We start from the raw sequence: 25,968 nt of genomic DNA on the forward strand, positions 1-25,968 counted from the left end.
ATCGGGGGATGATGGACAAGGACAAGGATCAGGCTATAGCCCGAAAGGGCCGACATATCGGCATCGTCATTGCGGTGACGATGGTGATCTGGCTTGCCATGAACCTGTTCATTGGCCCTGCGCTGGGTTTAACGGCCCGGCACGCGCTGCTGTTTGATTTTGCCGCTCTGGCGGCATTCATTTATGCGGGTGTGAACATTTTTCAACTCTGGCGCATGCGTCAGGACAGCTGAAGGTAACGAATGATGCTGAAGGATCAGGACCGGATCTTTACCAACATCTACGGGATGCACGAACGCACGCTGAAAGGCGCGCAAGCCCGCGGGCATTGGGACGGCACAGCTGGCCTGATTGAAAAGGGCCGGGACTGGATCATTCAGACAATGAAGGATTCGGGGCTGCGCGGACGCGGCGGTGCGGGCTTCCCAACTGGCCTGAAATGGTCGTTCATGCCAAAGGAAAGCGACGGTCGCCCTTCCTATCTGGTTGTGAATGCCGATGAATCCGAGCCCGGCACCTGCAAGGACCGTGAGATCATGCGCCATGATCCCCACACGTTGATTGAAGGGTGTCTGATCGCCTCTTTCGCGATGAACGCACATACCTGCTATATCTACCTGCGCGGCGAATACATCCGCGAGCGTGAGGCATTGCAGGCTGCGATTGATGAGGCCTATGACGCGGGGCTTCTTGGCAAAAATGCCGCTGGTTCGGGCTGGGATTTCGATCTTTTCCTTCATCACGGGGCAGGGGCCTATATTTGTGGCGAGGAAACCGCCCTGATTGAAAGCCTTGAGGGCAAAAAGGGCATGCCGCGGATGAAACCTCCGTTCCCGGCGGGTGCCGGGCTGTACGGATGTCCAACCACTGTGAACAACGTGGAATCCATCGCGGTGGTGCCGACCATTCTGCGTCGGGGTGCGGATTGGTTCGCTGGATTTGGTCGCCAGAACAACGCCGGTACCAAGCTGTTTGCGATCTCGGGCCACGTGAACAACCCATGTGTCGTCGAAGAGGCGATGTCGATCCCGTTCGAACAGCTGATCGAAACCCATTGCGGCGGCATTCGCGGCGGGTGGGATAATCTTCTGGCGGTTATCCCTGGTGGATCCTCGGTTCCCTGCGTGCGCGGTGAAAACATGCGCGACGCGATCATGGATTTCGATTACCTGCGCAACGACCTGGGGTCGGGTCTGGGTACGGCAGCGGTGATTGTGATGGACAAATCCACCGACATCATCAAGGCGATCTGGCGCCTGTCGAAGTTTTACAAGCATGAAAGCTGTGGCCAGTGTACGCCGTGTCGCGAAGGCACCGGCTGGATGATGCGTGTGATGGATCGTCTGGTGCGCGGCGAGGCTGAACTGGAAGAGATCGACATGTTGTTTGACGTGACCAAACAGGTCGAAGGACACACTATCTGCGCTTTGGGCGATGCGGCCGCCTGGCCGATCCAAGGCCTGATCCGCAATTTCCGGGAAGAGATCGAAGACCGCATCAAGGCTCAGAAATCGGGCCGTATGGGTGCGATGGCAGCGGAGTGAACGAAGATGGAAGTGTTTGCTGAATATAGCCACGCGATTGCGTCGGTTGTGCTATTCACGCTGGTTGTATTGTTTCTGGCGCCGTTTTCGGCACTGGCCAAACAAGCCAAAGGGCTGGCACCCGGTGCGACACCCGAGCAGGACTATGCCGACAAGGCGTATCGTCTGAACCGGGCCTATCTGAATGGAACGGAAACACTTCCTGCGTTTGTGACTGTCATAACAGCGGCGATTTTGCTGGGCGTCAGCCCGTTCTGGGTAAACCTGCTGGCCTCAGTGGCGTTGGTTGCGCGCTTGGCGATGCTGGTTGTGCACCTGAAAGGGATTGGCAAGCCAAGCAGCGGTCCGCGGACAATTCTGTATGTGATCGGCTGGGTGTGCATGGTCGTGATCGGGCTTATGGCATTGGTGGCGGCGTTTTGATGGCGACGCAGCGGAACAGAAAACAAAGAGGGAAAGTATGAAGGCCCCCAAAGCCCTTATTGTTGTGTTGGCGCTGGCTGGTGTTTCTGCATGCGGTCTGGTGAAGCCGTCGGCAGACCGGCTTTTGTTCGACGGCAAGTCGTTCAGGGCCAAGGCGAAGGTGGTCAACAAGAAAACCTCGCCCGCGGACTTTACGGTTGTCGTCAAAGGCGTCTCTGCTTCACTCGATGGTGCGCGCGAGGCCGGACGTCATGAAGGTACCAAATTCTGCATCCAGAACTTCGGATCGTCTCGGATTGCTTGGAAGGTGGGTCCGGATACTGACCCGCAGAACCTCAGCGTCAGCAATGATCAACTGACATTTGCAGGAACCTGCCAGCGGCCATGACCGGTGTTTTTCCATATCTTCGGTGGGCGGGCAGGGTGTTATTGCCTAGCAGCGGCAAACCGCTTCGTCTTGGACAGTCCAAGACGAAAGGAAAACCCATGTCTGTTGTAAAACTAGTTGCCCTCGCATCGCTGATGGCCTTGCCGACGGTGACAGAAGCAAAGCCGCCCTTGAGGGATGTCAAAGAGATCGACAACGAACTCTACTACATCGCCATTGCAAATGAGATTTCCGAGTTCTGCCCGTCGATCAGCGGGCGGCGATTGAAAGCGATCAGTGTGATGTGGGGACTGCGGTCCAAAGCGAATAATCTGGGGTACTCGGACACGGAAATCCGCTCCTATGTCGAGTCGGATGCTGAAAAGGATCGGATGCGGACCAAGGGCGAGGCTTATCTGGCGAATAACGGCGTGTCCTACGACAACCCCAAAACATTCTGCTCTCTGGGGCAGAAAGAAATCCAAAGAAACAGCGCCATTGGCGTTTATTTGAGAGCGAATTGAGAGCCATGTCTGACCTCCGCAAGATCAATATCGACGGGCAGGAAATCGAAGTCGATGGTGCGATGACCCTGATACAGGCTTGTGAACAAGCCGGGGTCGAGGTACCGCGTTTCTGCTATCACGAGCGTCTGTCGATTGCGGGAAACTGCCGGATGTGTCTGGTTGAGGTAGTGGGCGGTCCGCCGAAACCGGCTGCCTCGTGCGCGATGCAGGTGCGCGATCTGCGCCCGGGGCCGGAAGGGCAGCCGCCGGTAGTCAAGACGAACTCTCCCATGGTCAAGAAGGCCCGCGAAGGGGTGATGGAGTTCCTGCTGATCAACCATCCATTGGATTGCCCGATCTGTGATCAGGGCGGAGAGTGCGATCTTCAGGACCAGGCGATGGCTTATGGCCTGTCCGGTTCGCGGTTCAAGGAAGCCAAACGCGCGGTTGATGATCTGGATCTGGGACCGCTTGTGGGCACCGCAATGACCCGCTGCATCAGTTGCACCCGCTGCGTGCGCTTCACCACCGAAGTCGCCGGGATCACTCAGATGGGTCAGACAGGGCGCGGTGAGGATGCCGAGATTACCTCGTATCTGAACCAGACGCTGGATTCGAACCTGCAAGGCAACATTATCGACCTGTGCCCGGTTGGGGCACTGACCTCGAAACCTTATGCGTTTACCGCGCGCCCGTGGGAATTGACCAAGACCGAAAGCATCGACGTCATGGACGCGCTGGGATCGAACATTCGTGTCGATACCAAAGGGCGCGAGGTGATGCGATTCCTTCCTCGCAATCATGACGGAGTGAACGAGGAGTGGATCAGCGACAAATCCCGCTTTGTCTGGGACGGGTTGCGGCGTCAGCGTCTGGACAAGCCTTACATCCGTGAAAACGGCAAGCTGCGCCCGGCCTCATGGTCCGAAGCACTGACCAAGGCCGCAGAGGCGCTGAAAAGCGCTGAGAAGCCAGCCGGTATCGTCGGTGATCTGGCACCGGTCGAGGCTGCGTTCGCATTGAAACAGATGATCGAAGGACAGGGCGGTGTTGTCGAATGCCGCACCGATGGAGCCAAGCTTCCGGTCGGGAACCGTGGCGCATATGCCGGGACCGCCGCGATTGAAGACATCGATACGGCCGAGCGTATTCTTCTGATTGGCACCAACCCGCGCGATGAAGCACCGGTTTTGAACGCGCGTATCCGCAAGGCGTGGGCGCACGGGGCCGAAGTCGCTTTGGTAGGTCCAGCGGTCGATCTGACTTATGCGTACCATCATGTGGGCGATGACCGCGCGGCGCTGCAAAAGGTTGTCGACATGGGGGGCGACGATGAAATCAGGGGCAAACGCTCGCTGGTCATCATCGGGCAGGGAGCGCTGCAGGAGGCGGATGGTGCCGCTGTTCTGGCTGCCGCGCAAACAATTGCCGCAAATACGGAAAGCGGCCTGATCATTCTGCATACTGCGGCGTCGCGCGTGGGCGCGATGGATGTGGACGCCACAAACGCAGGCGGCATGGAAGCGATCAATGCTGCGGATGTGATCTATAACCTTGGTGCGGATGAGGTCGAAATCGGCGAAGGCGCGTTTGTGATCTACCAGGGCAGCCACGGAGATCGGGGCGCACACCGCGCAGATGTGATCCTGCCGGGCGCGGCCTATACTGAGGAAAACGGTCTGTTCGTGAATACGGAAGGCCGTCCGCAACTGGCGATGCGTGCCGGGTTTGCGCCGGGTGAGGCCAAGGAAAACTGGGCCATCCTTCGTGCGCTGTCGGCTGAACTGGGGGCGACGCTCCCCTATGACTCGCTGGCGCAGTTGCGCACAGCCTTGATCGAGGCGGTCCCCCATCTGGCCCGCATCGACGAGGTGATCGAGAACGAGGTTCAAGCGCTTGAGGCCGGATCTTTGGGCCAGGCGACCTTCCGCAACGCGATCAAGGATTTCTATCTGACCAACCCGATCGCACGGGCCTCGCAACTGATGGCCGAGCTGTCGGCGCAGGCGCAGGTCCGCAAAGCCGAGAAGATTGCGGCGGAATGAACCATAGCAGTTTCATATCGCAAGCCAGCGCTGTGGTTGGGTCGCACCTGACTGCGCCGGAAATGTGCGGGAAACGAAAGAAAAAGGGTGGCGCTATGGCGGCAGATGCTGTTTACACCAACGCGCCGACCCAGCCGCAGTTTGCGCAGGCATCTGGCCTTTGCATCGCGCGCGAAAAACGGAATACCCACGGTGTGAGGACCAATGGCTGAATTCTTTAACACCCCCGGCGGAATAGCCATCATCATTCTGGCGCAAGTGCTTGCTGTTGTTGCCTTTGTGATGATCTCGCTGTTGTTCCTTGTTTATGGCGACCGCAAAATCTGGGCCGCTGTCCAGATGCGCCGCGGGCCCAACGTGGTCGGCGTCTACGGTCTGCTGCAATCGGTGGCAGATGCGTTGAAATACGTCGTCAAAGAGGTCGTTATCCCCGCAGGAGCCGACCGCACGGTTTTCATACTCGCGCCGCTCACCTCTTTCGTGCTGGCGATGATCGCCTGGGCGGTGATCCCATTCAACGATGGCTGGGTCCTGTCGGATATCAACGTCGCAATCCTCTATGTCTTCGCCGTATCCTCGCTTGAGGTTTATGGCGTGATCATGGGCGGTTGGGCGTCGAACTCAAAGTACCCGTTCCTCGGCTCGTTGCGCTCTGCCGCGCAGATGATTTCATACGAGGTCTCCATCGGCCTGATCATCATCGGTGTGATCATCTCGACCGGGTCGATGAACTTTGGTGACATTGTGCGGGCGCAGGATGGGTCGTTCGGGTTCTTCAGCTGGTACTGGCTGCCGCACTTCCCGATGGTCTTTCTGTTCTTCATCTCGGCGCTGGCTGAGACAAACCGGCCACCGTTTGACTTGCCCGAAGCGGAATCGGAACTTGTGGCGGGTTATCAGGTCGAATACTCGGCCACGCCCTTCCTGCTGTTCATGGCGGGTGAATACATTGCAATTTTCCTGATGTGCGCGCTGACCTCGCTGCTGTTCTTCGGCGGCTGGCTGTCGCCGATCCCGGGCCTGCCCGATGGTGTTTTGTGGATGGTCGCCAAGATGGCGTTCTTCTTCTTCATCTTCGCGATGGTCAAGGCCATCACGCCCCGCTACCGCTATGACCAGCTGATGCGGCTGGGCTGGAAAGTGTTCCTGCCATTCTCGCTGGTCTGGGTGGTGTTCGTGGCCTTTGCGGCGAAATTCGACTGGTTCTGGGGCGCATTTGCCCGTTGGAGCGTAGGAGGCTGATATGGCAAACATCAATTACACCCGCGCTGCCAAATACTTCCTACTGCAGGATTTCTGGGTCGGAATGAAACTGGGTCTGAAGTATTTCTTCGCTCCCAAAGCCACCGTGAACTACCCGCACGAAAAGGGCCCTCTGTCCCCGCGTTTCCGCGGTGAACACGCACTTCGCCGCTATCCGAATGGCGAAGAGCGCTGCATCGCCTGTAAACTGTGCGAGGCGGTCTGCCCGGCGCAGGCCATCACCATCGACGCCGAACCGCGAGAAGACGGCAGCCGCCGCACCACGCGCTATGACATCGACATGACCAAGTGCATCTATTGCGGCTTCTGCCAAGAGGCCTGCCCGGTTGATGCCATCGTCGAAGGCCCGAACTTTGAGTTCGCCACGGAAACCCGGGAAGAGCTGTTCTACGACAAGGAAAAACTCCTGTCGAATGGCGAACGCTGGGAAGCCGAGATCGCGCGCAATCTGGAACTGGACGCACCGTACCGATGACTGACAGCCCGACAAATCCGTTCGAGCTGATGATGAAGCAGGCTCAGGACATGGCCAAGGCGATGAACCCGGCGATGGAAAGCTTCTCGCCCAAAGGGTTCGAGGCGCTGTGGCCGACCATGCCGAAAGAGGTCATGGAGATGATGTTCGGCAACACCGTCAACAAGGACGGGCTGGATGCCAAAACACGCCTGCTGCTGACGCTGGCCGGGCTGACCTGTCAGGGCGCTCAGGCGGATTCGGCCGTGCGCCAGACCGTACGTCATGCGCTGGAAGCGGGCGCAAAGAAACAAGAGATCGTGGAAACGATCGGTCAGATGTCGGTTTTTGCCGGCATCCCGGCCATGACCCGCGCGCTGGATCTGGCGCAAGAGGTCATGGGCGACAACGAGGATGAGGATCAATGACCGTCTTTGCCTTCTACCTGTTTGCCATCAGCGCCATCACCGGCGGGCTGTTCACGGTGATCAGCCGCCAGCCGGTGCACTCGGTCCTGTGGTTGATCCTGGCGTTTCTGTCCTCGGCAGGGCTGTTCGTGCTGCTGGGGGCCGAGTTCGTAGCGATGCTGCTGGTCATCGTCTATGTCGGCGCGGTCGCGGTTCTGTTCCTGTTTGTGGTGATGATGCTGGACGTGGACTTTGCCGAGCTCAAGGCCGAAATGGCGCGCTATATGCCGCTGGCCCTGCTGATTGGTCTGATCATCCTGATGCAGTTTGTCATGGCCTTCGGGGCATGGGATAGCGCGCAGGGTGCGGCGGCCAATCTGGCGCAGCCGGTCCCGACCGACCGCCACAATACCGAGGCGCTTGGCCTCATCCTTTACGATCAATATTTCCTTCTGTTCCAACTGGCGGGCCTGATCCTGCTGGTGGCGATGATTGGCGCAATCGTGCTGACCCTGCGCCATCGCAAGGACATCAAGCGTCAGGACATCGTCGGCCAGATGATGCGCGACCCGGCTGAGGCGATGGAGCTGAAGGACGTGAAACCGGGGCAGGGGTTGTGAGAAACGCATTGCTTCTTCCTTCCCTAGTCATCTGCGGTGCTGCGGTTCATGCGGAAGCTAATGATCCGCAACTTGAGCTGCCGTGCCATGGGTTCGATGGATCGTATGAGGTCGAAATCCCGGGCCTTGCCGACTGGTGGGTCGTTGCCGAAGCAGGCTGTACTAACCCGGGAGCGTCTTGGACCGTTGTTTCATGCACCTCGGGCAAAACTCTGGATGTTAGAATAAGTGGACGGCGATCAGACGACCAGTGGATTGATCTACGGTCCAACGTGGATGTGCTTAGAGAAGAATATGCCAGTCTCGACACACCTCCGAAACTGACCAAAATAATCTCCGACCTAGAGGCTATCGGTGCTGAACCAATTGTACGCTCCGAGCCGCTTGATCCCGAGAATTTTTGCAAAATGGGAACTGTCTCAAATGAAGGCGAGGCGAAGCTATGATCGGACTTGAACACTATCTTACGGTCGCGGCGACGCTGTTCGTCATCGGCATCTTCGGTCTCTTCCTGAACCGCAAGAACGTCATCATCCTGCTGATGAGCATCGAATTGATGCTGCTGGCGGTGAATATCAACCTCGTGGCGTTTTCCAGTTTCCTCGGCGATCTGGTCGGGCAGGTGTTTACGCTGTTCGTTCTGACAGTCGCGGCGGCCGAGGCGGCGATCGGGCTGGCCATTCTGGTCTGCTTCTTCCGCAACCGCGGCACCATCGCGGTTGAAGACGTCAATATGATGAAGGGGTAAGAGAACATGGAAACCACCATCCTCTTTGCCCCGCTGGTGGGCGCGCTGATTTGCGGGTTCGGCTGGAAGTTCATTGGCGAGAAAGCCGCCATGTGGACCGCCACGGGCCTGCTGTTTCTGGCCTGTCTGCTGTCCTGGATCGTGTTCTTTGCCTTCGACGGCCACACGCAGCAGATCGAGATCATGCGCTGGATCGAGAGCGGCTCGCTTTCGACAAGCTGGGCCGTCCGTCTGGACCGACTGACGGCAATCATGCTGATCGTTGTGACGACCGTCTCGGCGCTCGTGCACCTGTATTCCTTCGGCTACATGGATCACGACCCGCAATGGCGCGAAGGCGAAAGCTATAAGCCGCGCTTCTTTGCCTATCTGTCCTTCTTCACTTTCGCCATGCTGATGCTGGTGACGGCGGACAATCTGGTGCAGATGTTCTTTGGCTGGGAGGGCGTCGGCGTCGCCTCATATCTGCTGATCGGGTTCTATTATCGCAAGCCTTCGGCCAATGCGGCGGCAATCAAGGCCTTTGTGGTCAACCGGGTTGGCGACTTTGGTTTTGCTCTGGGCATCTTCGCGCTGTTCTTCCTGACCGACAGTATCAACTTCTCGGACATCTTCGCCTCTGCTCCTGCGCTGGCAGAAGAGAAGCTGCATTTCCTGTGGGGGGAATGGACCGCGATCGAAGTGATCTGCGTTCTGCTCTTCATCGGCGCGATGGGTAAATCGGCGCAGTTGATCCTGCACACATGGTTGCCGGACGCGATGGAAGGCCCGACGCCTGTGTCAGCGCTGATCCACGCTGCGACCATGGTGACCGCAGGCGTCTTTTTGGTCTGCCGCATGTCCCCGCTGATGGAGTTCGCACCGGGCGCGACAGGGTTCATCACTGTTCTTGGGGCCTCGACTGCGTTCTTTGCGGCCACTGTTGGTCTGGTTCAGACCGATATCAAACGTGTCATCGCGTATTCGACCTGTTCCCAGTTGGGTTACATGTTTGTGGCGGCGGGCGTCGGCATGTATTCGGCAGCGATGTTCCACTTGTTCACGCATGCCTTCTTCAAGGCGCTGTTGTTCCTTGGGGCCGGTTCCGTGATCCACGCGATGCATCACGAACAGGAGATGACCGAATATGGCGGTCTGCGCAAAAAGATCCCCTATACCTTCTGGGCGATGATGATCGGTACCCTGGCGATTACCGGTGTTGGCATCCCGCTGACCACCTTTGGGTTTGCCGGTTTCCTGTCAAAGGACGCAATTATCGAAAGCGCCTATGCGGGCGGGTCAAGCTATGGCTTCTGGTTGCTGGTTGTCGCTGCGGCGTTCACCTCGTTCTACAGCTGGCGTCTGATCTTCCTGACCTTCTATGGAGAGCCGCGTGGGGACAAGCATACGCATGATCACGCACATGAAAGCCCGATGGTCATGCTGGTGCCGCTGGGAGTTTTGTCGCTGGGTGCGGTATTCGCGGGCATGATCTGGTACGGAAACTTCTTTGGCCATGCGGACAAGGTTGGCAAATTCTACGGTATTCCGGTTGCAGAAGCTTCAGAGCATGCCGAGGCCGGTGATCACGCGGCGGCGGATGCGTCGCACGGTGAGGACAGCCATGCGGATGAAAGCCATGCGGCTGACAGCCATGCTGATGAGGCCGCGCATGGTGAGAATGCCGCAGTGGGCGGGGACCACCATTATGTGTTTGCGGGTGAGCCGGGTGAAGGGGCGCTTTATATGGCGCCGGACAACCACATTCTGGACGATGCGCATGCGGCTCCGAAATGGGTCAAGGTTTCGCCATTTGTTGCGATGGTGCTTGGCTTTATCGTGGCCTATTGGTTCTACATCGTGAACACGTCGCTACCCGCACGTCTGGCCGCAAATCAGCGCCCGCTGTACCTGTTCCTTCTGAACAAATGGTATTTCGACGAAATCTACGATGCGATCTTCGTAAAACCCACTGTCGCCCTTGGCCGGTTCCTGTGGAAACGCGGTGACGGCAATACAATCGACGGCTTCCTGAATGGGGTTGCAATGGGCGTTGTTCCCTTCTTCACCCGCCTCGCAGGCAAGGCGCAGACCGGGTATATCTTTACTTACGCCTTCTGGATGGTTTTGGGCATAGCGGCCCTTGTCACCTGGATGTCGATCGGCGGAGGCGCACACTAATGGACAATATCCTATCTATTGTCACCTTTATCCCCGCCATCGCAGCAGGCATTCTGGCGCTGTTCCTGCACGGCAGCGACGTCGCAGCGCAGCGCAACGCCAAGTGGATTGCATTGCTGGCGACAACTGTGACGTTTCTGGTGTCAATTGGCATCTACACAGGCTTTGATCCTTCGAACACCGGCTTCCAGATGGTGGAAGAGGGTGAATGGCTGATGGGTCTGAAATACAAGATGGGTGTGGATGGCATCAGCGTTCTGTTCGTGTTGCTGACCACCTTCATCATGCCGCTGACCATTCTTGCCAGCTGGAATGTGACAGACCGCGTCAAGGAATACATGATTGCCTTCTTGCTGCTGGAAACGCTGATGCTGGGCGTGTTCATGGCGCTGGATCTTGTGCTGTTCTACCTGTTCTTCGAGGCAGGTCTGATCCCGATGTTCCTGATCATTGGCATCTGGGGCGGCAAGGACCGTATCTATGCCAGCTTCAAGTTCTTCCTTTACACCTTCCTCGGCTCGGTGCTGATGCTGGTAGCCATGGTCGCAATGTATGCTGACGCAGGCACTACGGATATCGAAGCGCTGATGGCCCATCAGTTCGCATCCGAGAGTTTCAGCGTGTTGGGCATCTATATCACCGGCGGTATGCAGACGCTGATGTTCCTGGCCTTCTTCGCATCTTTTGCGGTGAAAATGCCGATGTGGCCGGTGCACACCTGGTTGCCTGATGCGCACGTTCAAGCGCCGACGGCGGGCTCGGTCGTGCTGGCGGCGATCCTGTTGAAGATGGGCGGCTACGGCTTCCTGCGGTTCAGCCTGCCGATGTTCCCGGTTGGCACGGCGGTGATGACTGATCTTGTGCTTTGGATGTCAGCCATAGCGGTTGTCTATACCTCGCTGGTGGCACTGGTGCAGGAAGACATGAAAAAGCTGATCGCGTATTCCTCGGTGGCGCATATGGGCTTTGTCACGATGGGCATCTTTGCTGCGAACCAGCAAGGCATTGACGGCGCGATTTTCCAGATGCTGAGCCACGGGTTCATCTCTGCCGCGCTCTTCCTCTGTGTCGGCGTGATCTATGACCGGATGCACACCCGCGATATCGAGGCTTATGGCGGTCTGGTCATCCGGATGCCCGCCTATGCGCTGGTCTTCATGCTGTTCACCATGGCCAATGTCGGACTGCCGGGCACCAGCGGGTTTATTGGTGAGTTCCTGACACTCATGGGTACATTCCAGGTTAACACCTGGGTGACCGCCGTTGCGGCGACCGGTGTGATCTTTTCGGCAGCCTACGCGTTGTGGCTCTATCGACGCGTTGTCTTTGGGGACCTGATCAAGGAAAGCCTGAAGGCGATGACCGACATGAGCTCTCGCGAGCGGCTGATTTTTGCCCCGCTGATCGTGATGACGATCCTGTTGGGGGTCTACCCGTCGCTGGTGACCGATGTGATCGGGCAATCGACGACGGCACTCATTTCGAACTATGACACGGCTCTGGCCGCGGCTGAGGCTGCGACCCAGACTGCCGCTTCGCATTAAGGGAGCTTTGGAGACATGATCCAGGCTGATCTGACAATTATCCTGCCGGAAATCGTTCTGGCGATCTATGCGATGGTGGCTCTGTTGGGGGCAGTCTACACGTCGAAAGACGGGCTGGCTTCGGTTCTGGTCTGGACCACGGCGGGCCTGATGGCGGTCCTGGCGATCTGGATCGCCACCCAGGGCAGTGGCACCAACGTGGCCTTCAACGGCATGTTCGTAGATGACGGGTTCGCGCGTTTTGCCAAAGTTGCCATCCTTTTGTCGGCAGGTGCCGTTCTGGTGATGAGCCAGGAATACATGGCACGCCGGGGTCTGCTGCGCTTTGAATATCCGCTGCTGGTGGCGCTTGCTGCCGTTGGTATGATGATGATGGTCAGCGCGGGCGATCTGATGTCTCTTTACATGGGGCTCGAGCTGCAATCCCTTGCGCTTTATGTTGTTGCCGCGCTGCGTCGTGACAGTGCAAAATCAACCGAAGCAGGGCTGAAATACTTTGTTCTTGGCGCTCTCAGTTCAGGTCTGCTGCTGTATGGTGCGTCGCTGGTCTATGGGTTCACCGGCACGACACTGTTCTCGGGCATTATTCAGACGGTCCATCATGGGGACATCTCGGTTGGTCTGTTGTTTGGCCTGATCTTCCTGATCTCGGGTCTGGCATTCAAGGTCTCGGCGGTTCCGTTCCATATGTGGACACCGGATGTTTATGAAGGGTCGCCGACGCCAATTACGGCCTTCTTTGCCACCGCGCCGAAAGTCGCGGCAATGGCCTTGTTTGCACGTCTTCTGCATGACGCCTTCGGAGGCGTGGTCAAAGACTGGCAGCAAGTGATTGTTTTGCTGTCGGTGCTGTCGATGCTGCTGGGGGCGGTTGCCGCAATTGGTCAGCGCGACATCAAACGACTGATGGCGTTCTCGTCGATTGCCCATATGGGCTATGCGCTGATCGGTCTGGCGGCTGGCACCGAGTTGGGTATTCAGGCGATGCTGATGTATCTGGCGATTTACGTGACCATGAACATTGGCACGTTTGCGTTTATCCTGATGATGGAACGCGACGGCAAACCCGTCACTGACATTGATGCGCTGCGCCAGTATTCCAAACGTGATCCGGGCAAGGCCCTTGCTGTTCTGATCCTGATGTTCTCGCTTGCCGGTGTCCCACCGATGCTGGGTTTCTTTGCGAAGTTTGGTGTTTGGCGGGCTGGTGTAAGTGCCGATTTGACAGGCCTTGTTGTGGTCTCAGCCATCGCATCGGTAATTGGCGCCTTCTATTACCTGCGGATCGTGTTCTACATGTATTTCGGGGCCGAGAACGAGGACCCGATCGAAACGCGGTCGACACCCGTTCTATGGGTCGCCCTGATGGGGTCCGCGGCGCTGATGCTGATCGGGGTCTTCTATCAGTTCGGGATCGAGGGCGCGGCCGCGGCCGCGGCGGCGACTCTTGTCAACTGAACGTTTTGCACAATCAGAGAGAGGGGCTCGGTCGCGTGACCGGGCCTTTTTGATATGACCAAGTGGCCAAAAGGCTATGGCCTGCACGAGGTGCAGGAAGTCGATAGCACACTCAACGAAGCGGCGCGGATTGCCCCCAATGCCCGTGGTCCTGTCTGGATCATGGCGCATCATCAGACGGCTGCGCGTGGGCGACGCGGACGGTCATGGGCCAACCCCATGGGCAACCTTGCCGCGACCCTTTTGATGCGCCCCGAAGGTGCACCAGAACAGGCGGCACTGCGCAGTTTTGTTGCGGCACTGGCTCTGTTTGACGCTTGCGTCTCTGTGACAGGGCGTGCCGCGGGGTTGTCGTTGAAATGGCCCAATGACGTACTGCTGAACGGTGGTAAGCTTGCTGGTATTTTGCTGGAAAGCGCCGGTCAGGGGCGCGGTGTAGCACATCTGTCGATCGGTATTGGCGTGAATTTGGCCAACGCCCCAGACGCCGACGCGGTAGAACCGGGCGCGATCCGTCCCGTCTCGCTGTTGTCGGAAACCGGTGCAAACGTCACGCCCGAGGATTTTCTGACCGAGCTTGCCTCGGCCTATGCCAAATATGAAACTCAGTTTGTTACCTACGGGTTCGAACCCATTCGCACTGCGTGGCTGTCCCGTGCTGCCCGGCTGGGCGAGGTTATCACGGCCCGTACCGGAACGTCCGAGACGGTTGGGACCTTCGAAACGGTAGACGCAAGCGGTAACCTTGTCTTAAACACCGCCAAAGGCCGCGTAAGCATTCCTGCGGCGGATGTCTATTTCTGAAAGGGGCGCAAATGCTTCTGGCCATTGATTGCGGCAATACCAATACAGTCTTCTCGATCTGGGACGGTCAGGAATTTCTGTGCACCCTGCGCACCTCGACCCATCATGCACGCACGGCGGACGCCTATTTCACCTGGTATTCGACGCTGGTGAAACATTACGGGATCGAGGCGAATATCTCGGATGTCATCATTGCGTCGACCGTGCCACGCGTCGTGTTCAACCTGCGCATCTTTGCTGATCGCTTTTTTGGGTGCAGGCCGCTGGTGGTGGGAAGGCCGGACTGCCTGTTGCCCGTGCCGCCGCGTGTGGATCAAGGAACTGTGCCGGGCCCGGATCGACTGGCCAACGCGGTTGGCGCATTTGACCGTCATGGCGGCAATGTCGTCGTGGTGGACTTTGGTACCGCAACAAATTTCGATGTTGTCGCCGCGGACGGTGCCTATGTAGGGGGCGTCATCGCTCCGGGTGTAAACCTCAGCCTTGAGGCTTTGCATCAGGGCGCAGCCGCACTGCCGCATATCGACATCACGCGCCCCGAGAAGGTGATCGGTACAAATACGGTTGGTTGTATCCAGTCGGGCGTGTATTGGGGATACTCCGGCCTGATTGAGGGGCTGATCGCGCGGATCAAGGCCGAATATGGAATGCCGATGAAAGTCGTGGGAACCGGAGGGTTGGCCCCCTTGTTCGATCAGGCCGACGTGGGGTTCGACGTAATCGAAGATGATTTGACGATGCACGGCTTGACCGTGATTCATCGCTACAACAAGGAAAATGGCTCGATATGAGCAGTGAAAGATTGATCTACCTGCCGCTGGGTGGCGCGGGCGAAATTGGCATGAATGCCTACGTGTACGGATATGGTCAACCCGGGCAGGAACGTCTGATCCTGGTGGACCTGGGCGTCACTTTTCCCGATATGGACACAACACCGGGTGTCGACCTGATCTACGCGGATATTTCATGGTTGAAAGAACGAGCCGACCGGCTGGATGGCGTTTTCATCACCCATGCGCATGAAGACCATGTCGGCGCCGTGGCGCATTGCTATGAGGCACTGGGAGCCCCGGTTTATGCCCGGGCTTTCACGGCCAATATCGCGCGTCGCAAGATGGAAGAATATGCGCACCCGACCGATGCGGTGACAACCGTGTCCGCTTGGCCTGAAACGGTTTCAGTCGGACCGTTTACCGTCGGTTTCCTTCCTGTTTCACACTCGATCCCAGAAAGTGCTGCTTTGGTCATCGACACGCCCGCAGGGCGCGTGGTGCATTCGGGTGATTTCAAGCTGGATGCAAACCCGGTCGTGGGCGAAGCCTTTGACCCCGATCTATGGGCCGAGATTGCCAAGCCGGGTGTCAAGGCGTTGGTTTGCGACAGCACGAATGTTTTCTCGGCGCATCCGGGCCGTTCGGAATCCGAGGTTGGGCCAGAGATTACAAAGCTAGTCGAAAACGCCGAGGGTATGGTTGTGGCTACCACCTTCGCGTCGAACGTGGCACGGGTTAAAACATTGGCCGAGGCGGGCGCACGCGCGGGGCGTTCAGTTGTGTTGCTGGGGCGCGCAATGCGGCGGATGATCGAGGCCGCGACTGAAACCGGTATCCTGTCAGACTTCCCCAAGGTGATCAGCGCGGAAGAGGCGCTGGACCTGCCGCGCCAGAACCTGATGCTGATCGTGACCGGCAGCCAGGGCGAGCGCCGTGCGGCAAGCGCGCAACTGGCCCGCGGCAAGTACCGTGGTCTGGAACTGTCCGAAGGCGACCTGTTCCTGTTTTCGTCGAAAACCATTCCCGGAAACGAACGTGGCGTGATTTTCATCATGAACCAGCTCAGTGAAAAGGGCGTGGATGTGGTGGATGACAGCTCGGGCCTCTATCATGTCTCTGGCCATGCGAACCGGCCTGATCTTGAGAAGGTGCACGCGCTGATCGATCCGCAAGTTGTGATCCCAATGCATGGAGAGCACCGGCACCTGCGCGAGCATGTCAAACTGGCTGAGCAGGGTGGCAGAACGGGTGTGCTGGCCGTGAACGGCACCATGCTGGATCTCAGCGGCAATGTACCCGTGGTGGTCGACTATGTCGAAACCGGGCGTACCTATCTGGACGGTACGGTGAAAATCGGTGCGATGGACGGTGTGGTACGTGACCGTATTCGCATGGCGCTGAACGGCCACGTAACTGTGACAGTCGTTCTGGACGAAGAAGACGAGCCGCTGGGCGAACCGTGGTGCGATACGATGGGTCTGCCCGAAGTCGGAACGTCCCGGGCCGGGTTGGTCGAGGTGTTGGAAGAAGACCTGAACCAGTTCCTGATGCGGGCGGCAGCCAAGACCCTACGGGATGACGACAAGCTGGAAGACGAAATGCGCCGGATTGTGCGTCAGACGGCAAAAGCGGAAATCGGCAAAAAACCTGAAGTGACGGTGGTTGTCAGCCGGATGCGGTGAAACTGATCGGTCAGTCGTGCTCGGGCATCGGATAGCCTCTGAGCCGCAGGAACAGATTAGCTTCTTCGTTGTTCTGATAGAACGGAACCGATACTGGCGGCTCGGGTGAGGTCACCCGGGCTGCTACTTCGGCCAGAACAACTTCGGTGATAAACGGCAGATCCAGGTCGCGCGCCCGATCCAGTTCCACCCATTGTAGATGCGACAGCTCGTCCGAGGCATGGCTGAAATCATCCAGATCGCCCTGCAGCGCATCGGCATCGACCAGAAAAAACCGCGCATCGAACCGGCGGGGGCGACCGGGCGGTGTGACTGCGCGAAAAACAAACTGCAGCGCAGCTGCCGACGGCACGTAACCCATGGCGGAAAAGCTCTGCCAGTCGTCGGGAATGCTGCCCGGCCAGTGTCCTGTCTGGCCAAGGACAAGTCCTGTTTCTTCCCAAAGCTCGCGAATTGCTGCGGCGGCAAGGGCGTGTTGTTTTCCGGATTCCGCCTGTTCCGCCAACCGCTCAGAACACAGGTCAGGCAGTGCGGTCGCAAGCGGTACATCCGCATCCGCCGGATCGACCGCTCCACCGGGGAACACGAATTTGTTGGGCATGAACACAGCCTTGGACCCACGTTGACCCATCAGGATCGACGGATTGGTCCACCTGTTCCGCAAAACGATGACGGTTGCGGCGTCGCGGATGGCGGTCTTGTCGGTCATCATGCCCAGAACAATCGCTTCTTCCGGCTCATGAATCGTTGCCAAAACCGTGCATACGACGCGCCCACTGATAGGCGACCACAGCGCCTTTCAAACGGGGGAGCAAAAACAGCGACAGTGCAATGCAAGCAATGGAAAACCCGATGGCCATTACCCATGGGTCCGGGCGCCAGTTCACATACGAGACGTGCAGGGCCGGGGCCAACAAATGCCCGACCAGCAGGATCGTCAGATAGGCGGGCCCATCATCGGCGCGATGATGAAACAGTTCCTGTCCACAGTTCGAGCAGGTGTCATTCACTTTCAGGTAGCTGTGCAACAGCTTGCCTTCGCCGCAACTAGGGCACTTGCACCGAAACCCTTTGACCAAAGCGGGCCAGGTTTCACGCTCGCTCTGGGTTGTGGTGTCGATCGTCTGATCCGTCATAATATAACTCGCGCAGTAATCTTTGGCGGATAATGCGCCTGAACGGGTGGTTTTTAAAGGGGGGTGCGTCGCTTTGCAACGCACCTAGGGTGAACCACGTTGTGAAATACCGAGATGGTTCAAAAAAAGTTGCTGACACTGCGACGGAATTCCCTGCCTCGCGCGTTTGAATGGATATGAGCAGCGGCACTCAGGCCGCGTCAACAAGGGAAAACCGAAATGAAAAACGCAAAGTTCATCACGGCGATTGTCCTGTCGGGTGTTGCAATCACCGGCACGTCTGTTCTGGCGGCTGGCCCGGGTGGTCGTGAGCCAGTGTCCTTTCAGGAATTGGATGCCAATGGCGACGGTCAAGTGACACAGCAGGAAATGGAAGCACATCGCACCGAGCGTTTCTCGGCCGCGGATACTGATGGGGACGGCCAGCTCAGCCTTGAGGAGATGCAGGCCGCCGCTCAGAAAAAAGCAAACGACCGCGTCACCAAAATGTTCGAAAACAACGATGCGAACAAAGACGGGTTCCTAAGCCAGGACGAGTTGCCGAAACCGCGCCGGGGTGACAAGATGTTTGACCGGATGGATGCAGATAACAGTGGTGGAATATCGGAACAGGAATTTGCCGATGCCAAAGACCGGATGGGACGGCACCATAAGAAAAAGCACCACAAGTCGGGTGCAATCGACAACTGATGCAGGGTGGAGGACCTGACCTCCCACCTACACGATGTTCGCGGTGCGGGTTGCACCGCGAGCTCTCTCAGCGACGATGTGTTGCTGGGCCAATTTGCTGAGGGTGACGCACAGGCTGCGCGGGTCTTAACAGATCGCCTTGGGCCGCTTTGTTATTCCGTCGCGTTGCGTATGTTGGGCAATCGGGCCGAGGCAGAAGACGTAACGCAGGAGGCGATGATGCGGATGTGGCAGATGGCGCCGGAATGGGTGCCGGGTCAGGCCAAAGTGTCGACATGGCTGTATCGCGTGACGTTGAATCTGTGTGTGGACATTCGGCGCAGGAAGTCCCCCGGCAGGTTGTCGGATATTCCTGAGCCAGAAGATGGCAAAGCCAGCGTAGCCGACCGACTGCAGGATGAGGCCCGCGTGGATGCGTTGCAGCTTGCCCTGTCTCAGCTGCCCGAAAGGCAGAGGCAGGCAGTGATTCTGCGCCACATCGAAGAGTTGCCCAACCCTGAAATTGCCGGGATCATGGGAATTTCAGTAGAAGCGGTCGAAAGCTTGACCGCGCGGGGCAAACGAAGTCTGACCGCGATACTGGCCGGGCGACGTGAAGAACTGGGGTATGACGATGACGGATGAAAACCTGGAACTGGATCATTTGTTTGCGCAGGCTCGGCAAAACCGACCGGCGCTGCCCGACGATCTGGCCGTGCGCATTCAGACAGATGCTGAAAAACTCCGCCTCAGTCGCCTAAGGCCTGAACCGCGTCCTCAATCTTCGATCTGGCATCGAATGATGGACAACGTAGGTGGCTGGCAGGGGTTGGGCGGCTTGATCGCCGCCAGTGCGGCGGGGCTCTGGATCGGCTTTTCCGCGCCGGGGTTCCTGCCTGATCCCGCCAATCTGCTGGCATCGCAGGAGACGATCCTTTTTGTGGCGGACCTTGGATATGACACGAGTTTTCTGGAGAGCACTGAATGAATGCTGCCCCTAAACCGAAACGCCGGTGGATGACGGTTTTGCTGGTTTCGTCATTGGCACTGAACCTGTTGGTTGTCGGTGTTGCAGTTGGAACCGTGCTGCGCCTGAAGGATGGAGATCACACCGAGGCACCGCCGGGATTCGGTCCTGCGCTGTATCGCGCTTTGCCGAAAGATGACCGCAAAGCGTTGCGAGGGGAACTGTCTGCGCTGCGCGAAAAAGACTTAAGGGGGCGCAGACAGGACTTTCAAGCCCTGAGCCTGGCACTGCGCAGGGTGCCCTTCGATCCGGTCGCCGTTGAAGTGTTGTTGCAGCAACAGTCGCAGGCGACGGCAGAACTGCAACTAGCATTGCAGACACAATGGCTGGCTCGCGTCACCGCCATGAGTGACGCAGAGCGGCAGTCTTATGCGGACAGGTTGCAAAAGATCGTCGAACGCGGGCCGCATGGGCACAAGAAAAAGGATTGACGGGTTCAGGCTGCGCTTTGCCTGATACTCACCTGATTGCGCCCCGCTTTTTTTGCCGCGTAAAGGGCTTTGTCGGCGGCTTTCAGGATATCTTCTACAGGAACGGGTGTGCGTTCTTTTCCCGGCGTACCCGATTGCGGCATCTCCAGCCCAATGCTGATCGTGACGTTAACCTGCAAACCTTGGTCCGATAGCCGGAACGGGGCGCGACAAATGCTGTCGCAGATGGTCTCAGCCAGTTTTCTGGCTTGCTTTTGTGACACATCAGGCACCGCAAACATGAACTCTTCACCGCCGATACGGGCGACAAAACCTTTGGATCCAAGTGCGCTTTGCATGCGTTTTGCGGCCTGCGTCAGAACACAATCACCGGCGCCATGGCCATGGCAGTCATTGATGGTCTTGAAGTGGTCCAGATCCGCCAGCATGACGGCAAAGCCACGTCCGGTACGGGCAGACTGGCGCGCGATCTGATCCAATGCCCGCATGGCGTAACGACGATTGTGCAGCCCGGTCAGCGGGTCAATCCAGGACTCGGCGATCCCTTTTCTCAGTGATACGCGCAAATGATCAAGCCGTGCCTTGCGCGCAATCTGATTGTTCAGCCGCAACAGGATCTCTTGCGCGCAGAACCCCCCCAGGCACACGGCGTCCGCTCCTCTGTCCAGCGCTTCCGAGGCCTGCACGGCGTCGTTGTCCTGCAGGATGCCAATCAGGACAGTGTTCCGGGTTGCTGCGCGTGACCTGAGATCCGCAAGGATATTCAGCGCGGACGGGGGCGAGCCCAGTTCGACCACAATCGCGTCCGGTATCGGCCCGGACAAAACGCCTTGCAGGTTCGATTGAAGATGCCAGGACAGATCGAAATGGTGGTGGCCTTGCAAGGCCTTGTGCCAAAGGGCACCAGTTCGGACAGTATCGGTCAAGATATCAACCCGGGCCGCGTTCGGTGGGCTGATCATGACAGGGGCGGGTTCCCCAAACCCAATAGGTTGCGATCCGTTGCTGACCTGCAAATCTTGAGTAGCTGCACGCGCGCGCAAAAGGCTGCGAATGCGTGCCAGTAGCAACGTATCTTTGAAAGGGTGCGTCAACACATCGTCCAGCCCGTCTTTCAGGGCACGCAGGCGCGCGTTTTTGTCATTCTGTGCTGCCAGTACGACAACGGGCACGTCATCAAGGCCTGGTACTTCGGTGAGGGCTTTCTTGACATCTGCGGCTGTTCCGTCGGGTAATGTTTGGGCCGTCAGAACAAGGTCTGGCTGCACGCGGCGTGCAAGGGCTTGTAGCCCTTCAAGTTTTCCACCCTGCACCACGTGGTACCAGGCAGCAGTCAGTTGAACCTTCAGCATTATGCGGTTGGTTGATACCCCGTCGAGGACAAGGATGGTGCCTTGCACAGACATAGTCGTTCACCGTTGATTGCATGCGTGAACAAATTGTTTATGAGTCTGGTTAACAAACTCTTTCCAACACCATTCTCTGAGCGCAGTTTATGCCCCTATCGCCCGACTTAGCCGAGACTCTTGCTCTGACAGCCCTGGGGTGGCTGGTCAGCAATGACGAGCTTTTGCCTGTATTTCTTGGCTCGACAGGCGCTTCGATCGGGGATGTTCGCAATCGGGCCGGTGATAGGGACTTTCTGGCTTCGGTTCTCGATTTTCTGGTGCTTGACGATTCGTGGGTCATGGCGTTTTGTGACGCCAACTCGATCGCCTATGATCACCCGGCCCAAGCGCGGGCCGTTCTGTCAGGCGGTGGCGATGTACACTGGACCTGAACACCTTTTCCGCAGGAGCACGCGATGCCAATAGAAGCAATCGTCTTCGACAAGGATGGCACTTTGTTCGATTTTGCCAAAACCTGGGGAACCTTCGGGCGCTCGTTGCTGATGCGTCTGACAAAGGGGGATGTAGACCGGGCGGTGGAACTCGGGAGCGTCATCGGGTTTGACTACGAGCAAGAGCGGTATGCCACAGATAGCATTGTGATCGCCGCAACGGTCGAAGAAATCGCCGAGGTGCTTATTGCGCATGTTGACGATGTGACATTGCAGGAAGTTGTGGACATGATGAATGCCGAGGCCGCAGCCGCTCCTCAATCCCCTGCCGTGCCGTTGGGCCCATTCCTGAAAGGGTTGCAGCAATCCGGGATCAAACTGGGCGTTGCGACAAATGACAGTGAGCACCCGGCATTGCAGCATCTGGAATCTGCTGGAATACGCGAACACTTCGATTTTATCGCTGGGTATGACAGTGGTCATGGGTTCAAACCGGGGCCCGGTCAGTTGCTGGCCTTTGCCGCACAGGTCGGGGTCGAGCCGTCGCGTATTGCAATGGTGGGTGACAGTGTTCATGACCTGCAAGCGGGGCGCGCAGCCGGGATGATCACCATTGGCGTTTTGACCGGATTGGCAGAAGCAGATGCGCTGGCACCGATGGCGGATGTGGTCTTGCCGGATATCGGTCACATTCCTGCATGGCTGGCCGAAAAATGATGCGTTGATCCGGAAAATCGACGCTCAATTATAGAAAACCGACAAGCTCTGTCGCAGATGGAGCGGCCAGAAATGCGTCTTCGGGTCTTGCTTGTATCAAGCCAGAACGGAGGCAACCATGGCCGAGACCAACACACGCAAACGCCGCGGCGGAGGACGCGCAGGTGCGGCAGCACGCAGGGGCAGCGCGGTGATTGACCAGATGCCGTGGGACCCACCCATCAATATAGATCGCCCGACTGAACCGCTGGATCAGGCCGGGATCGAAGCGATCCATGAAGGGGCCATGCGAATTCTGGAAGAAATCGGGATCGAATTCTACAACGAAGAGGCAATCGGCATCCTGCGCGAGGCGGGGTGCACGATCGATGGTGACAACGTCCGCATGGGGCGCGATTTCGTCATGGAGATGATCGCCAAGGCGCCCAGCCAGTTTTCCATCACGCCCCGCAATGTTGACCACAGGATCGAGATCGGTGGAAAGAACATCCTGTTCGGCAACGTTTCGTCGCCGCCTAATTACTGGGACATGGAGATTGGAAAGAAAGTGCCCGGCAATCGCGAGATGTGCCAGAATCTTCTGAAACTGACGCAGTACTTCAACTGTATTCACTTCGCAGGCGGATATCCTGTAGAACCCGTCGATATTCATGCCAGCGTCCGGCATCTGGATGTGCTGTATGACAAGCTGACCCTGACCGACAAGGCGATGCACGCCTATTCGTTGGGTAAGGAACGTGTCGAAGATGTGATGGAAATGGTGCGCATCGCGGGCGGTCTCAGCCATGAGGAATTCGAGGCCTCGCCACGGATGTACACCAACATCAACTCGACCTCGCCGCTGAAGCATGACCATCCGATGATTGATGGCTGCCTGAGATTGGCGCGGCGCGGGCAGGCGATTGTCGTAACCCCCTTTACGCTGGCGGGGGCAATGGCACCGGTAACGATGGCGGGGGCGGTTGCCCAGTCCCTGGCCGAAGCCTTATGCGCTATCGCTTTGTTCCAATATGTGCGCCCCGGTATTCCCTGCGTAATCGGAACGTTCACGTCGAACGTGGACATGAAATCAGGCGCGCCCGCTTTCGGGACGCCGGAATACATGCGCTCGACCCAGATGACCGGGCAGATGGCGCGATATTATGGGCTGCCGCTGCGTTCATCCGGTGTGTGTGCGGCCAATGTGCCAGACGGGCAATCCGTGTGGGAAACCTCGAATTCGCTCTGGGCGGCCGTGCAGTCGGGCACCAACATGGTGTACCACGCCGCCGGTTGGTTGGAAGGCGGCCTGATCGCAAGCCCGGAAAAATTCATTATGGATTGCGAGGTTTTGCAGCAAATTCAGCGTTATATGAACCCTGATCTAACCGCGACCGGACCGGATGAGATTGCTTTGGATGCCATCCGCGCGGTTGGCAATGACGGTCACTTTTTTGGAATCCAACACACACAGGATCGCTACACCACGGCCTTCTACCAGCCCTTCCTGAGCGACTGGAAGAACTATGAGGGCTGGGAGGCCGCCGGAGGCATCTGGACGGCTGAGCGTGCGCATCACATGTTCAAAGAGATCATCTCGAGCTTTGAGGCACCTCCGATGGACGATGGTATCCGCGAGGAACTGGCCGAGTTCGTTGAACGCCGCAAGGCTGAAGGCGGCGCGCCGACGGACTTCTGACTGGGCGGGTAGTGTCGACTTGATACTCCGCTGCTTTCACAGCAACTCGGGGCGAATTTTGGCTATTTGTTAAGGTTTCTCAGACCACAGTGCCAAGGACACCAAACTGAGGCATCCGATGCATGGTCTGATCAATCGGGCGATACAGTCCTTTGTCGGCGCGACCTACGGGCAATCCTGCTGGGTTCGCGTGACCGAAGGTGCGCGGCTAGGGTTTGTCGAATTTGAAGCCATGCTCATCTATGATGATGACATGACGACCCGGTTGCTTGAGGCCCTGAGTATTGACCTCAATCGACCACAGGCGGAAATCCTCGAAGATCTGGGAACATATCTGGTGTCCCATCCGAACATGGAAGGGCTGCGCCGACTGCTTAGGTTTGGGGGTGTCACCTATGTTGAGTTCCTTCATTCCCTCGATGATCTTGCGGATCGTGTAAGACTGGCTGTCTCTGATCTGAATTTGCCTGCGCTTGAGTTGAGAGAGCTTTCAGCCACGGAATACCAGTTGTGCTGCCTTCCGGACTTACCGGGATTCTCCAGTGTTATGGTCGGGGTCCTGCGCGCGATGGCCGATGATTATGGTGCGCTGGTGATGCTGTCGCATGAGGGTCGTCAAGAGTGTTGTGAAATCATTTCAATCATTTTGGTCGAAAGCGCCTTTGCCGAGGGGCGCCATTTTGATCTGGGGGCTCGGAACAGATGAAACATACTCAGGAACTGGCAGATCTTCTGGAAACGCTTTGCCCGATGTTCCTGTTGGTGGACCGAAGCGGACGCATTCAACAAGCGGGTCCGACACTGCAAAAGCTGCGGCCCGAATTGCCTTTGGTCGGGCTGGGTGTTCTGGACGTGTTCGAGCTGATCCGCCCCAGAACAGTCACCACCCTTCCCGCGTTGATGTCGATGGCCGGTGCCAAACTGCATCTGAGATTTCGCGATGAACCGCGTACGACCCTGAAAGGCCTGGTCGCGCCCTTGCCCGACTCGGGCGGTGCAGTCATCAATCTGTCATTCGGTATTTCGATTTTGGATGCGGTTCGGGATTACGCCCTGACAAGCGCTGATTTTTCCGGCACTGACCTGGCGATCGAGCTGTTGTATCTGGTCGAAGCCAAATCCGCCGCGATGGAAGCGTCTCGTTCACTTAATCTCAGGCTTCAGGGGGCAATGCTAGCCGCGGAAGAGCAGGCATATACCGATACATTGACAGGATTGAAGAACCGCCGCGCGATGGATCATTTGTTGGGGCATCTGATCCTGGCAAATTCTACATTTGCCCTTATGCATCTGGATTTAGACTTCTTTAAATCCGTGAATGATCGGCTGGGCCATGCAGCCGGGGATTACGTTCTGCAACAGGCGGCCCGCATCATGCTTGAAGAGACGCGTGGCGACGATACGGTTGCGCGGGTTGGTGGGGATGAGTTTGTCATTATTTTCAAAGACCTGACGCGGGAAGAAACTCTGGAGTCCATCGCGGGGCGCCTGATCGCGAGGTTGAATGAACCTATGATGTTTCAGGACCAACCGTGCTGTATCTCTGCAAGTATCGGAACGGCCTTATCCACCCAGTTCAAGGTTGCCAAAGCCGCTGACATCCTTCACGCCGCCGACGTTGCCCTTTATCAGGCCAAGCGAGACGGCCGGTCCTGCCATCGCCTGTATTCCACTCTGATCAAAGCGCAAACCTGAGTTTTGCCTGTTTTCGGGTCAAAGATCTCAGCAAATT

Annotated in this window: 29 protein-coding genes; 26 read left to right on the plus strand and 3 right to left on the minus strand. The window is 57.6% G+C overall.

Going from position 1 to position 25,968, the window contains the following annotated elements; genetic code table 11:
• The first annotated feature begins 11 nt into the window (after positions 1-11).
• From ACR3E2_RS01815 to ACR3E2_RS01895, 17 genes are all read left to right on the plus strand, one after another.
• Positions 12-233 carry a DUF5337 domain-containing protein gene (locus tag ACR3E2_RS01815; protein ID WP_209598087.1) on the plus strand — a complete coding sequence of 74 codons (222 nt, stop codon included), beginning with the start codon at positions 12-14 and terminating at the stop codon, positions 231-233.
• Positions 234-245: 12 nt separating this feature from the next.
• A complete protein-coding gene (nuoF, locus tag ACR3E2_RS01820; protein ID WP_209504919.1) occupies positions 246-1,544 on the plus strand; it encodes an NADH-quinone oxidoreductase subunit NuoF in 1,299 nt (432 codons plus the stop codon).
• Positions 1,545-1,550: 6 nt separating this feature from the next.
• Entirely contained in the window at positions 1,551-1,967 is a 417-nt protein-coding gene (locus ACR3E2_RS01825) for an MAPEG family protein (protein ID WP_480481785.1), read from the plus strand.
• A gap of 37 nt (positions 1,968-2,004) precedes the next feature.
• A complete protein-coding gene (locus tag ACR3E2_RS01830) occupies positions 2,005-2,355 on the plus strand; it encodes a hypothetical protein (protein ID WP_267362834.1) in 351 nt (116 codons plus the stop codon).
• Positions 2,352-2,858 carry a DUF5333 domain-containing protein gene (locus ACR3E2_RS01835; RefSeq protein ID WP_480492677.1) on the plus strand — a complete coding sequence of 169 codons (507 nt, stop codon included), beginning with the start codon at positions 2,352-2,354 and terminating at the stop codon, positions 2,856-2,858. Before ACR3E2_RS01830 ends, ACR3E2_RS01835 begins: the two co-directional genes overlap by 4 nt.
• A 5-nt stretch (positions 2,859-2,863) precedes the next feature.
• Positions 2,864-4,885 carry an NADH-quinone oxidoreductase subunit NuoG gene (nuoG, locus tag ACR3E2_RS01840; RefSeq protein ID WP_480481783.1) on the plus strand — a complete coding sequence of 674 codons (2,022 nt, stop codon included), beginning with the start codon at positions 2,864-2,866 and terminating at the stop codon, positions 4,883-4,885.
• A gap of 204 nt (positions 4,886-5,089) precedes the next feature.
• Entirely contained in the window at positions 5,090-6,127 is a 1,038-nt protein-coding gene (nuoH, locus tag ACR3E2_RS01845; protein WP_117868407.1) for an NADH-quinone oxidoreductase subunit NuoH, read from the plus strand.
• Position 6,128: 1 nt separating this feature from the next.
• Positions 6,129-6,623 carry an NADH-quinone oxidoreductase subunit NuoI gene (nuoI, locus tag ACR3E2_RS01850; RefSeq protein ID WP_480481782.1) on the plus strand — a complete coding sequence of 165 codons (495 nt, stop codon included), beginning with the start codon at positions 6,129-6,131 and terminating at the stop codon, positions 6,621-6,623.
• The gene (locus tag ACR3E2_RS01855; protein ID WP_152458579.1) at positions 6,620-7,030 is read left to right on the plus strand and encodes a carboxymuconolactone decarboxylase family protein; all 411 of its coding nucleotides are present in this window, start codon (positions 6,620-6,622) and stop codon (positions 7,028-7,030) included. Before nuoI ends, ACR3E2_RS01855 begins: the two co-directional genes overlap by 4 nt.
• A complete protein-coding gene (locus ACR3E2_RS01860; RefSeq protein ID WP_480481781.1) occupies positions 7,027-7,629 on the plus strand; it encodes an NADH-quinone oxidoreductase subunit J in 603 nt (200 codons plus the stop codon). The genes ACR3E2_RS01855 and ACR3E2_RS01860 overlap by 4 nt, the downstream gene beginning before the upstream one ends.
• A 442-nt stretch (positions 7,630-8,071) precedes the next feature.
• On the plus strand, positions 8,072-8,377 hold the full coding sequence (gene nuoK, locus ACR3E2_RS01865; RefSeq protein ID WP_005984024.1) for an NADH-quinone oxidoreductase subunit NuoK: 306 nt from the start codon (positions 8,072-8,074) through the stop codon (positions 8,375-8,377).
• A gap of 6 nt (positions 8,378-8,383) precedes the next feature.
• Positions 8,384-10,537: an NADH-quinone oxidoreductase subunit L gene (nuoL, locus tag ACR3E2_RS01870; protein ID WP_480481779.1), complete on the plus strand. Its 2,154-nt coding sequence runs from the start codon at positions 8,384-8,386 to the stop codon at positions 10,535-10,537.
• On the plus strand, positions 10,537-12,081 hold the full coding sequence (locus ACR3E2_RS01875) for an NADH-quinone oxidoreductase subunit M (RefSeq protein WP_480481778.1): 1,545 nt from the start codon (positions 10,537-10,539) through the stop codon (positions 12,079-12,081). Before nuoL ends, ACR3E2_RS01875 begins: the two co-directional genes overlap by 1 nt.
• A 15-nt stretch (positions 12,082-12,096) precedes the next feature.
• Positions 12,097-13,539 carry an NADH-quinone oxidoreductase subunit NuoN gene (gene nuoN, locus ACR3E2_RS01880; RefSeq protein ID WP_480481777.1) on the plus strand — a complete coding sequence of 481 codons (1,443 nt, stop codon included), beginning with the start codon at positions 12,097-12,099 and terminating at the stop codon, positions 13,537-13,539.
• Positions 13,540-13,593: 54 nt separating this feature from the next.
• Positions 13,594-14,343: a biotin--[acetyl-CoA-carboxylase] ligase gene (locus ACR3E2_RS01885; RefSeq protein ID WP_480481776.1), complete on the plus strand. Its 750-nt coding sequence runs from the start codon at positions 13,594-13,596 to the stop codon at positions 14,341-14,343.
• Between the two features lie 11 nt (positions 14,344-14,354).
• A complete protein-coding gene (locus ACR3E2_RS01890; protein WP_209504438.1) occupies positions 14,355-15,134 on the plus strand; it encodes a type III pantothenate kinase in 780 nt (259 codons plus the stop codon).
• A complete protein-coding gene (locus ACR3E2_RS01895) occupies positions 15,131-16,798 on the plus strand; it encodes a ribonuclease J (RefSeq protein WP_480481775.1) in 1,668 nt (555 codons plus the stop codon). The genes ACR3E2_RS01890 and ACR3E2_RS01895 overlap by 4 nt, the downstream gene beginning before the upstream one ends.
• A gap of 10 nt (positions 16,799-16,808) precedes the next feature.
• Here ACR3E2_RS01895 and ACR3E2_RS01900 read toward each other — a convergent pair whose 3' ends face one another.
• On the minus strand, positions 16,809-17,510 hold the full coding sequence (locus ACR3E2_RS01900; RefSeq protein ID WP_480476934.1) for an NUDIX hydrolase: 702 nt from the start codon (positions 17,508-17,510) through the stop codon (positions 16,809-16,811).
• Positions 17,511-17,535: 25 nt separating this feature from the next.
• Positions 17,536-17,934 (minus strand): DUF983 domain-containing protein, encoded by a 399-nt coding sequence (locus ACR3E2_RS01905; protein WP_480476112.1) that lies wholly within the window; start codon positions 17,932-17,934, stop codon positions 17,536-17,538.
• A gap of 219 nt (positions 17,935-18,153) precedes the next feature.
• Between ACR3E2_RS01905 and ACR3E2_RS01910 the strand changes: the two genes are divergently transcribed.
• From ACR3E2_RS01910 to ACR3E2_RS01925, 4 genes are read left to right on the plus strand one after another with little or no spacing between them, the layout of a single operon-like run.
• Entirely contained in the window at positions 18,154-18,624 is a 471-nt protein-coding gene (locus ACR3E2_RS01910; protein WP_267362793.1) for an EF-hand domain-containing protein, read from the plus strand.
• A gap of 6 nt (positions 18,625-18,630) precedes the next feature.
• On the plus strand, positions 18,631-19,248 hold the full coding sequence (locus tag ACR3E2_RS01915) for an RNA polymerase sigma factor (protein WP_480481774.1): 618 nt from the start codon (positions 18,631-18,633) through the stop codon (positions 19,246-19,248).
• Positions 19,238-19,591, plus strand: coding sequence for a hypothetical protein (locus ACR3E2_RS01920; RefSeq protein WP_480481773.1), 354 nt, complete (start codon positions 19,238-19,240; stop codon positions 19,589-19,591). The genes ACR3E2_RS01915 and ACR3E2_RS01920 overlap by 11 nt, the downstream gene beginning before the upstream one ends.
• Positions 19,588-20,061 carry a periplasmic heavy metal sensor gene (locus tag ACR3E2_RS01925; RefSeq protein WP_480481772.1) on the plus strand — a complete coding sequence of 158 codons (474 nt, stop codon included), beginning with the start codon at positions 19,588-19,590 and terminating at the stop codon, positions 20,059-20,061. Before ACR3E2_RS01920 ends, ACR3E2_RS01925 begins: the two co-directional genes overlap by 4 nt.
• A 5-nt stretch (positions 20,062-20,066) precedes the next feature.
• On the opposite strand, the gene ACR3E2_RS01930 is transcribed toward ACR3E2_RS01925, so the two are convergent.
• On the minus strand, positions 20,067-21,467 hold the full coding sequence (locus ACR3E2_RS01930) for a diguanylate cyclase domain-containing protein (protein WP_480481771.1): 1,401 nt from the start codon (positions 21,465-21,467) through the stop codon (positions 20,067-20,069).
• Between the two features lie 89 nt (positions 21,468-21,556).
• Here ACR3E2_RS01930 and ACR3E2_RS01935 point away from each other — a divergent pair, with 89 nt between their 5' ends.
• The 5 genes from ACR3E2_RS01935 (at position 21,557) to ACR3E2_RS01955 (ending at position 25,931) form a co-directional block, all read left to right on the plus strand.
• Positions 21,557-21,841, plus strand: coding sequence for a DUF3572 domain-containing protein (locus ACR3E2_RS01935; protein WP_267362783.1), 285 nt, complete (start codon positions 21,557-21,559; stop codon positions 21,839-21,841).
• Between the two features lie 24 nt (positions 21,842-21,865).
• Positions 21,866-22,558: an HAD family hydrolase gene (locus ACR3E2_RS01940; protein WP_480481770.1), complete on the plus strand. Its 693-nt coding sequence runs from the start codon at positions 21,866-21,868 to the stop codon at positions 22,556-22,558.
• Between the two features lie 118 nt (positions 22,559-22,676).
• A complete protein-coding gene (locus ACR3E2_RS01945) occupies positions 22,677-24,236 on the plus strand; it encodes a trimethylamine methyltransferase family protein (protein ID WP_480481769.1) in 1,560 nt (519 codons plus the stop codon).
• 118 nt (positions 24,237-24,354) lie between these two features.
• The gene (locus ACR3E2_RS01950) at positions 24,355-24,942 is read left to right on the plus strand and encodes a heme NO-binding domain-containing protein (protein WP_480481768.1); all 588 of its coding nucleotides are present in this window, start codon (positions 24,355-24,357) and stop codon (positions 24,940-24,942) included.
• Entirely contained in the window at positions 24,939-25,931 is a 993-nt protein-coding gene (locus tag ACR3E2_RS01955) for a diguanylate cyclase domain-containing protein (protein WP_480481767.1), read from the plus strand. Before ACR3E2_RS01950 ends, ACR3E2_RS01955 begins: the two co-directional genes overlap by 4 nt.
• Positions 25,932-25,968: the final 37 nt, after the last annotated feature.

Source organism: Ruegeria sp. AL7 (genome assembly GCF_056536105.1).

What these genes read in the sequence shown, in the direction of transcription:
- ACR3E2_RS01815 (WP_209598087.1), top strand. Translation starts at nt 12, where the DNA reads ATGGACAAGGACAAGGATCAGGCTATAGCCCGAAAGGGCCGACATATC.
- nuoF (WP_209504919.1), top strand. Translation starts at nt 246, where the DNA reads ATGCTGAAGGATCAGGACCGGATCTTTACCAACATCTACGGGATGCAC.
- ACR3E2_RS01825 (WP_480481785.1), top strand. Translation starts at nt 1,551, where the DNA reads ATGGAAGTGTTTGCTGAATATAGCCACGCGATTGCGTCGGTTGTGCTA.
- ACR3E2_RS01830 (WP_267362834.1), top strand. Translation starts at nt 2,005, where the DNA reads ATGAAGGCCCCCAAAGCCCTTATTGTTGTGTTGGCGCTGGCTGGTGTT.
- ACR3E2_RS01835 (WP_480492677.1), top strand. Translation starts at nt 2,352, where the DNA reads ATGACCGGTGTTTTTCCATATCTTCGGTGGGCGGGCAGGGTGTTATTG.
- nuoG (WP_480481783.1), top strand. Translation starts at nt 2,864, where the DNA reads ATGTCTGACCTCCGCAAGATCAATATCGACGGGCAGGAAATCGAAGTC.
- nuoH (WP_117868407.1), top strand. Translation starts at nt 5,090, where the DNA reads ATGGCTGAATTCTTTAACACCCCCGGCGGAATAGCCATCATCATTCTG.
- nuoI (WP_480481782.1), top strand. Translation starts at nt 6,129, where the DNA reads ATGGCAAACATCAATTACACCCGCGCTGCCAAATACTTCCTACTGCAG.
- ACR3E2_RS01855 (WP_152458579.1), top strand. Translation starts at nt 6,620, where the DNA reads ATGACTGACAGCCCGACAAATCCGTTCGAGCTGATGATGAAGCAGGCT.
- ACR3E2_RS01860 (WP_480481781.1), top strand. Translation starts at nt 7,027, where the DNA reads ATGACCGTCTTTGCCTTCTACCTGTTTGCCATCAGCGCCATCACCGGC.
- nuoK (WP_005984024.1), top strand. Translation starts at nt 8,072, where the DNA reads ATGATCGGACTTGAACACTATCTTACGGTCGCGGCGACGCTGTTCGTC.
- nuoL (WP_480481779.1), top strand. Translation starts at nt 8,384, where the DNA reads ATGGAAACCACCATCCTCTTTGCCCCGCTGGTGGGCGCGCTGATTTGC.
- ACR3E2_RS01875 (WP_480481778.1), top strand. Translation starts at nt 10,537, where the DNA reads ATGGACAATATCCTATCTATTGTCACCTTTATCCCCGCCATCGCAGCA.
- nuoN (WP_480481777.1), top strand. Translation starts at nt 12,097, where the DNA reads ATGATCCAGGCTGATCTGACAATTATCCTGCCGGAAATCGTTCTGGCG.
- ACR3E2_RS01885 (WP_480481776.1), top strand. Translation starts at nt 13,594, where the DNA reads ATGACCAAGTGGCCAAAAGGCTATGGCCTGCACGAGGTGCAGGAAGTC.
- ACR3E2_RS01890 (WP_209504438.1), top strand. Translation starts at nt 14,355, where the DNA reads ATGCTTCTGGCCATTGATTGCGGCAATACCAATACAGTCTTCTCGATC.
- ACR3E2_RS01895 (WP_480481775.1), top strand. Translation starts at nt 15,131, where the DNA reads ATGAGCAGTGAAAGATTGATCTACCTGCCGCTGGGTGGCGCGGGCGAA.
- ACR3E2_RS01900 (WP_480476934.1), bottom strand. Translation starts at nt 17,510, where the DNA reads ATGATGACCGACAAGACCGCCATCCGCGACGCCGCAACCGTCATCGTT.
- ACR3E2_RS01905 (WP_480476112.1), bottom strand. Translation starts at nt 17,934, where the DNA reads ATGACGGATCAGACGATCGACACCACAACCCAGAGCGAGCGTGAAACC.
- ACR3E2_RS01910 (WP_267362793.1), top strand. Translation starts at nt 18,154, where the DNA reads ATGAAAAACGCAAAGTTCATCACGGCGATTGTCCTGTCGGGTGTTGCA.
- ACR3E2_RS01920 (WP_480481773.1), top strand. Translation starts at nt 19,238, where the DNA reads ATGACGGATGAAAACCTGGAACTGGATCATTTGTTTGCGCAGGCTCGG.
- ACR3E2_RS01925 (WP_480481772.1), top strand. Translation starts at nt 19,588, where the DNA reads ATGAATGCTGCCCCTAAACCGAAACGCCGGTGGATGACGGTTTTGCTG.
- ACR3E2_RS01930 (WP_480481771.1), bottom strand. Translation starts at nt 21,467, where the DNA reads ATGTCTGTGCAAGGCACCATCCTTGTCCTCGACGGGGTATCAACCAAC.
- ACR3E2_RS01935 (WP_267362783.1), top strand. Translation starts at nt 21,557, where the DNA reads ATGCCCCTATCGCCCGACTTAGCCGAGACTCTTGCTCTGACAGCCCTG.
- ACR3E2_RS01940 (WP_480481770.1), top strand. Translation starts at nt 21,866, where the DNA reads ATGCCAATAGAAGCAATCGTCTTCGACAAGGATGGCACTTTGTTCGAT.
- ACR3E2_RS01945 (WP_480481769.1), top strand. Translation starts at nt 22,677, where the DNA reads ATGGCCGAGACCAACACACGCAAACGCCGCGGCGGAGGACGCGCAGGT.
- ACR3E2_RS01950 (WP_480481768.1), top strand. Translation starts at nt 24,355, where the DNA reads ATGCATGGTCTGATCAATCGGGCGATACAGTCCTTTGTCGGCGCGACC.
- ACR3E2_RS01955 (WP_480481767.1), top strand. Translation starts at nt 24,939, where the DNA reads ATGAAACATACTCAGGAACTGGCAGATCTTCTGGAAACGCTTTGCCCG.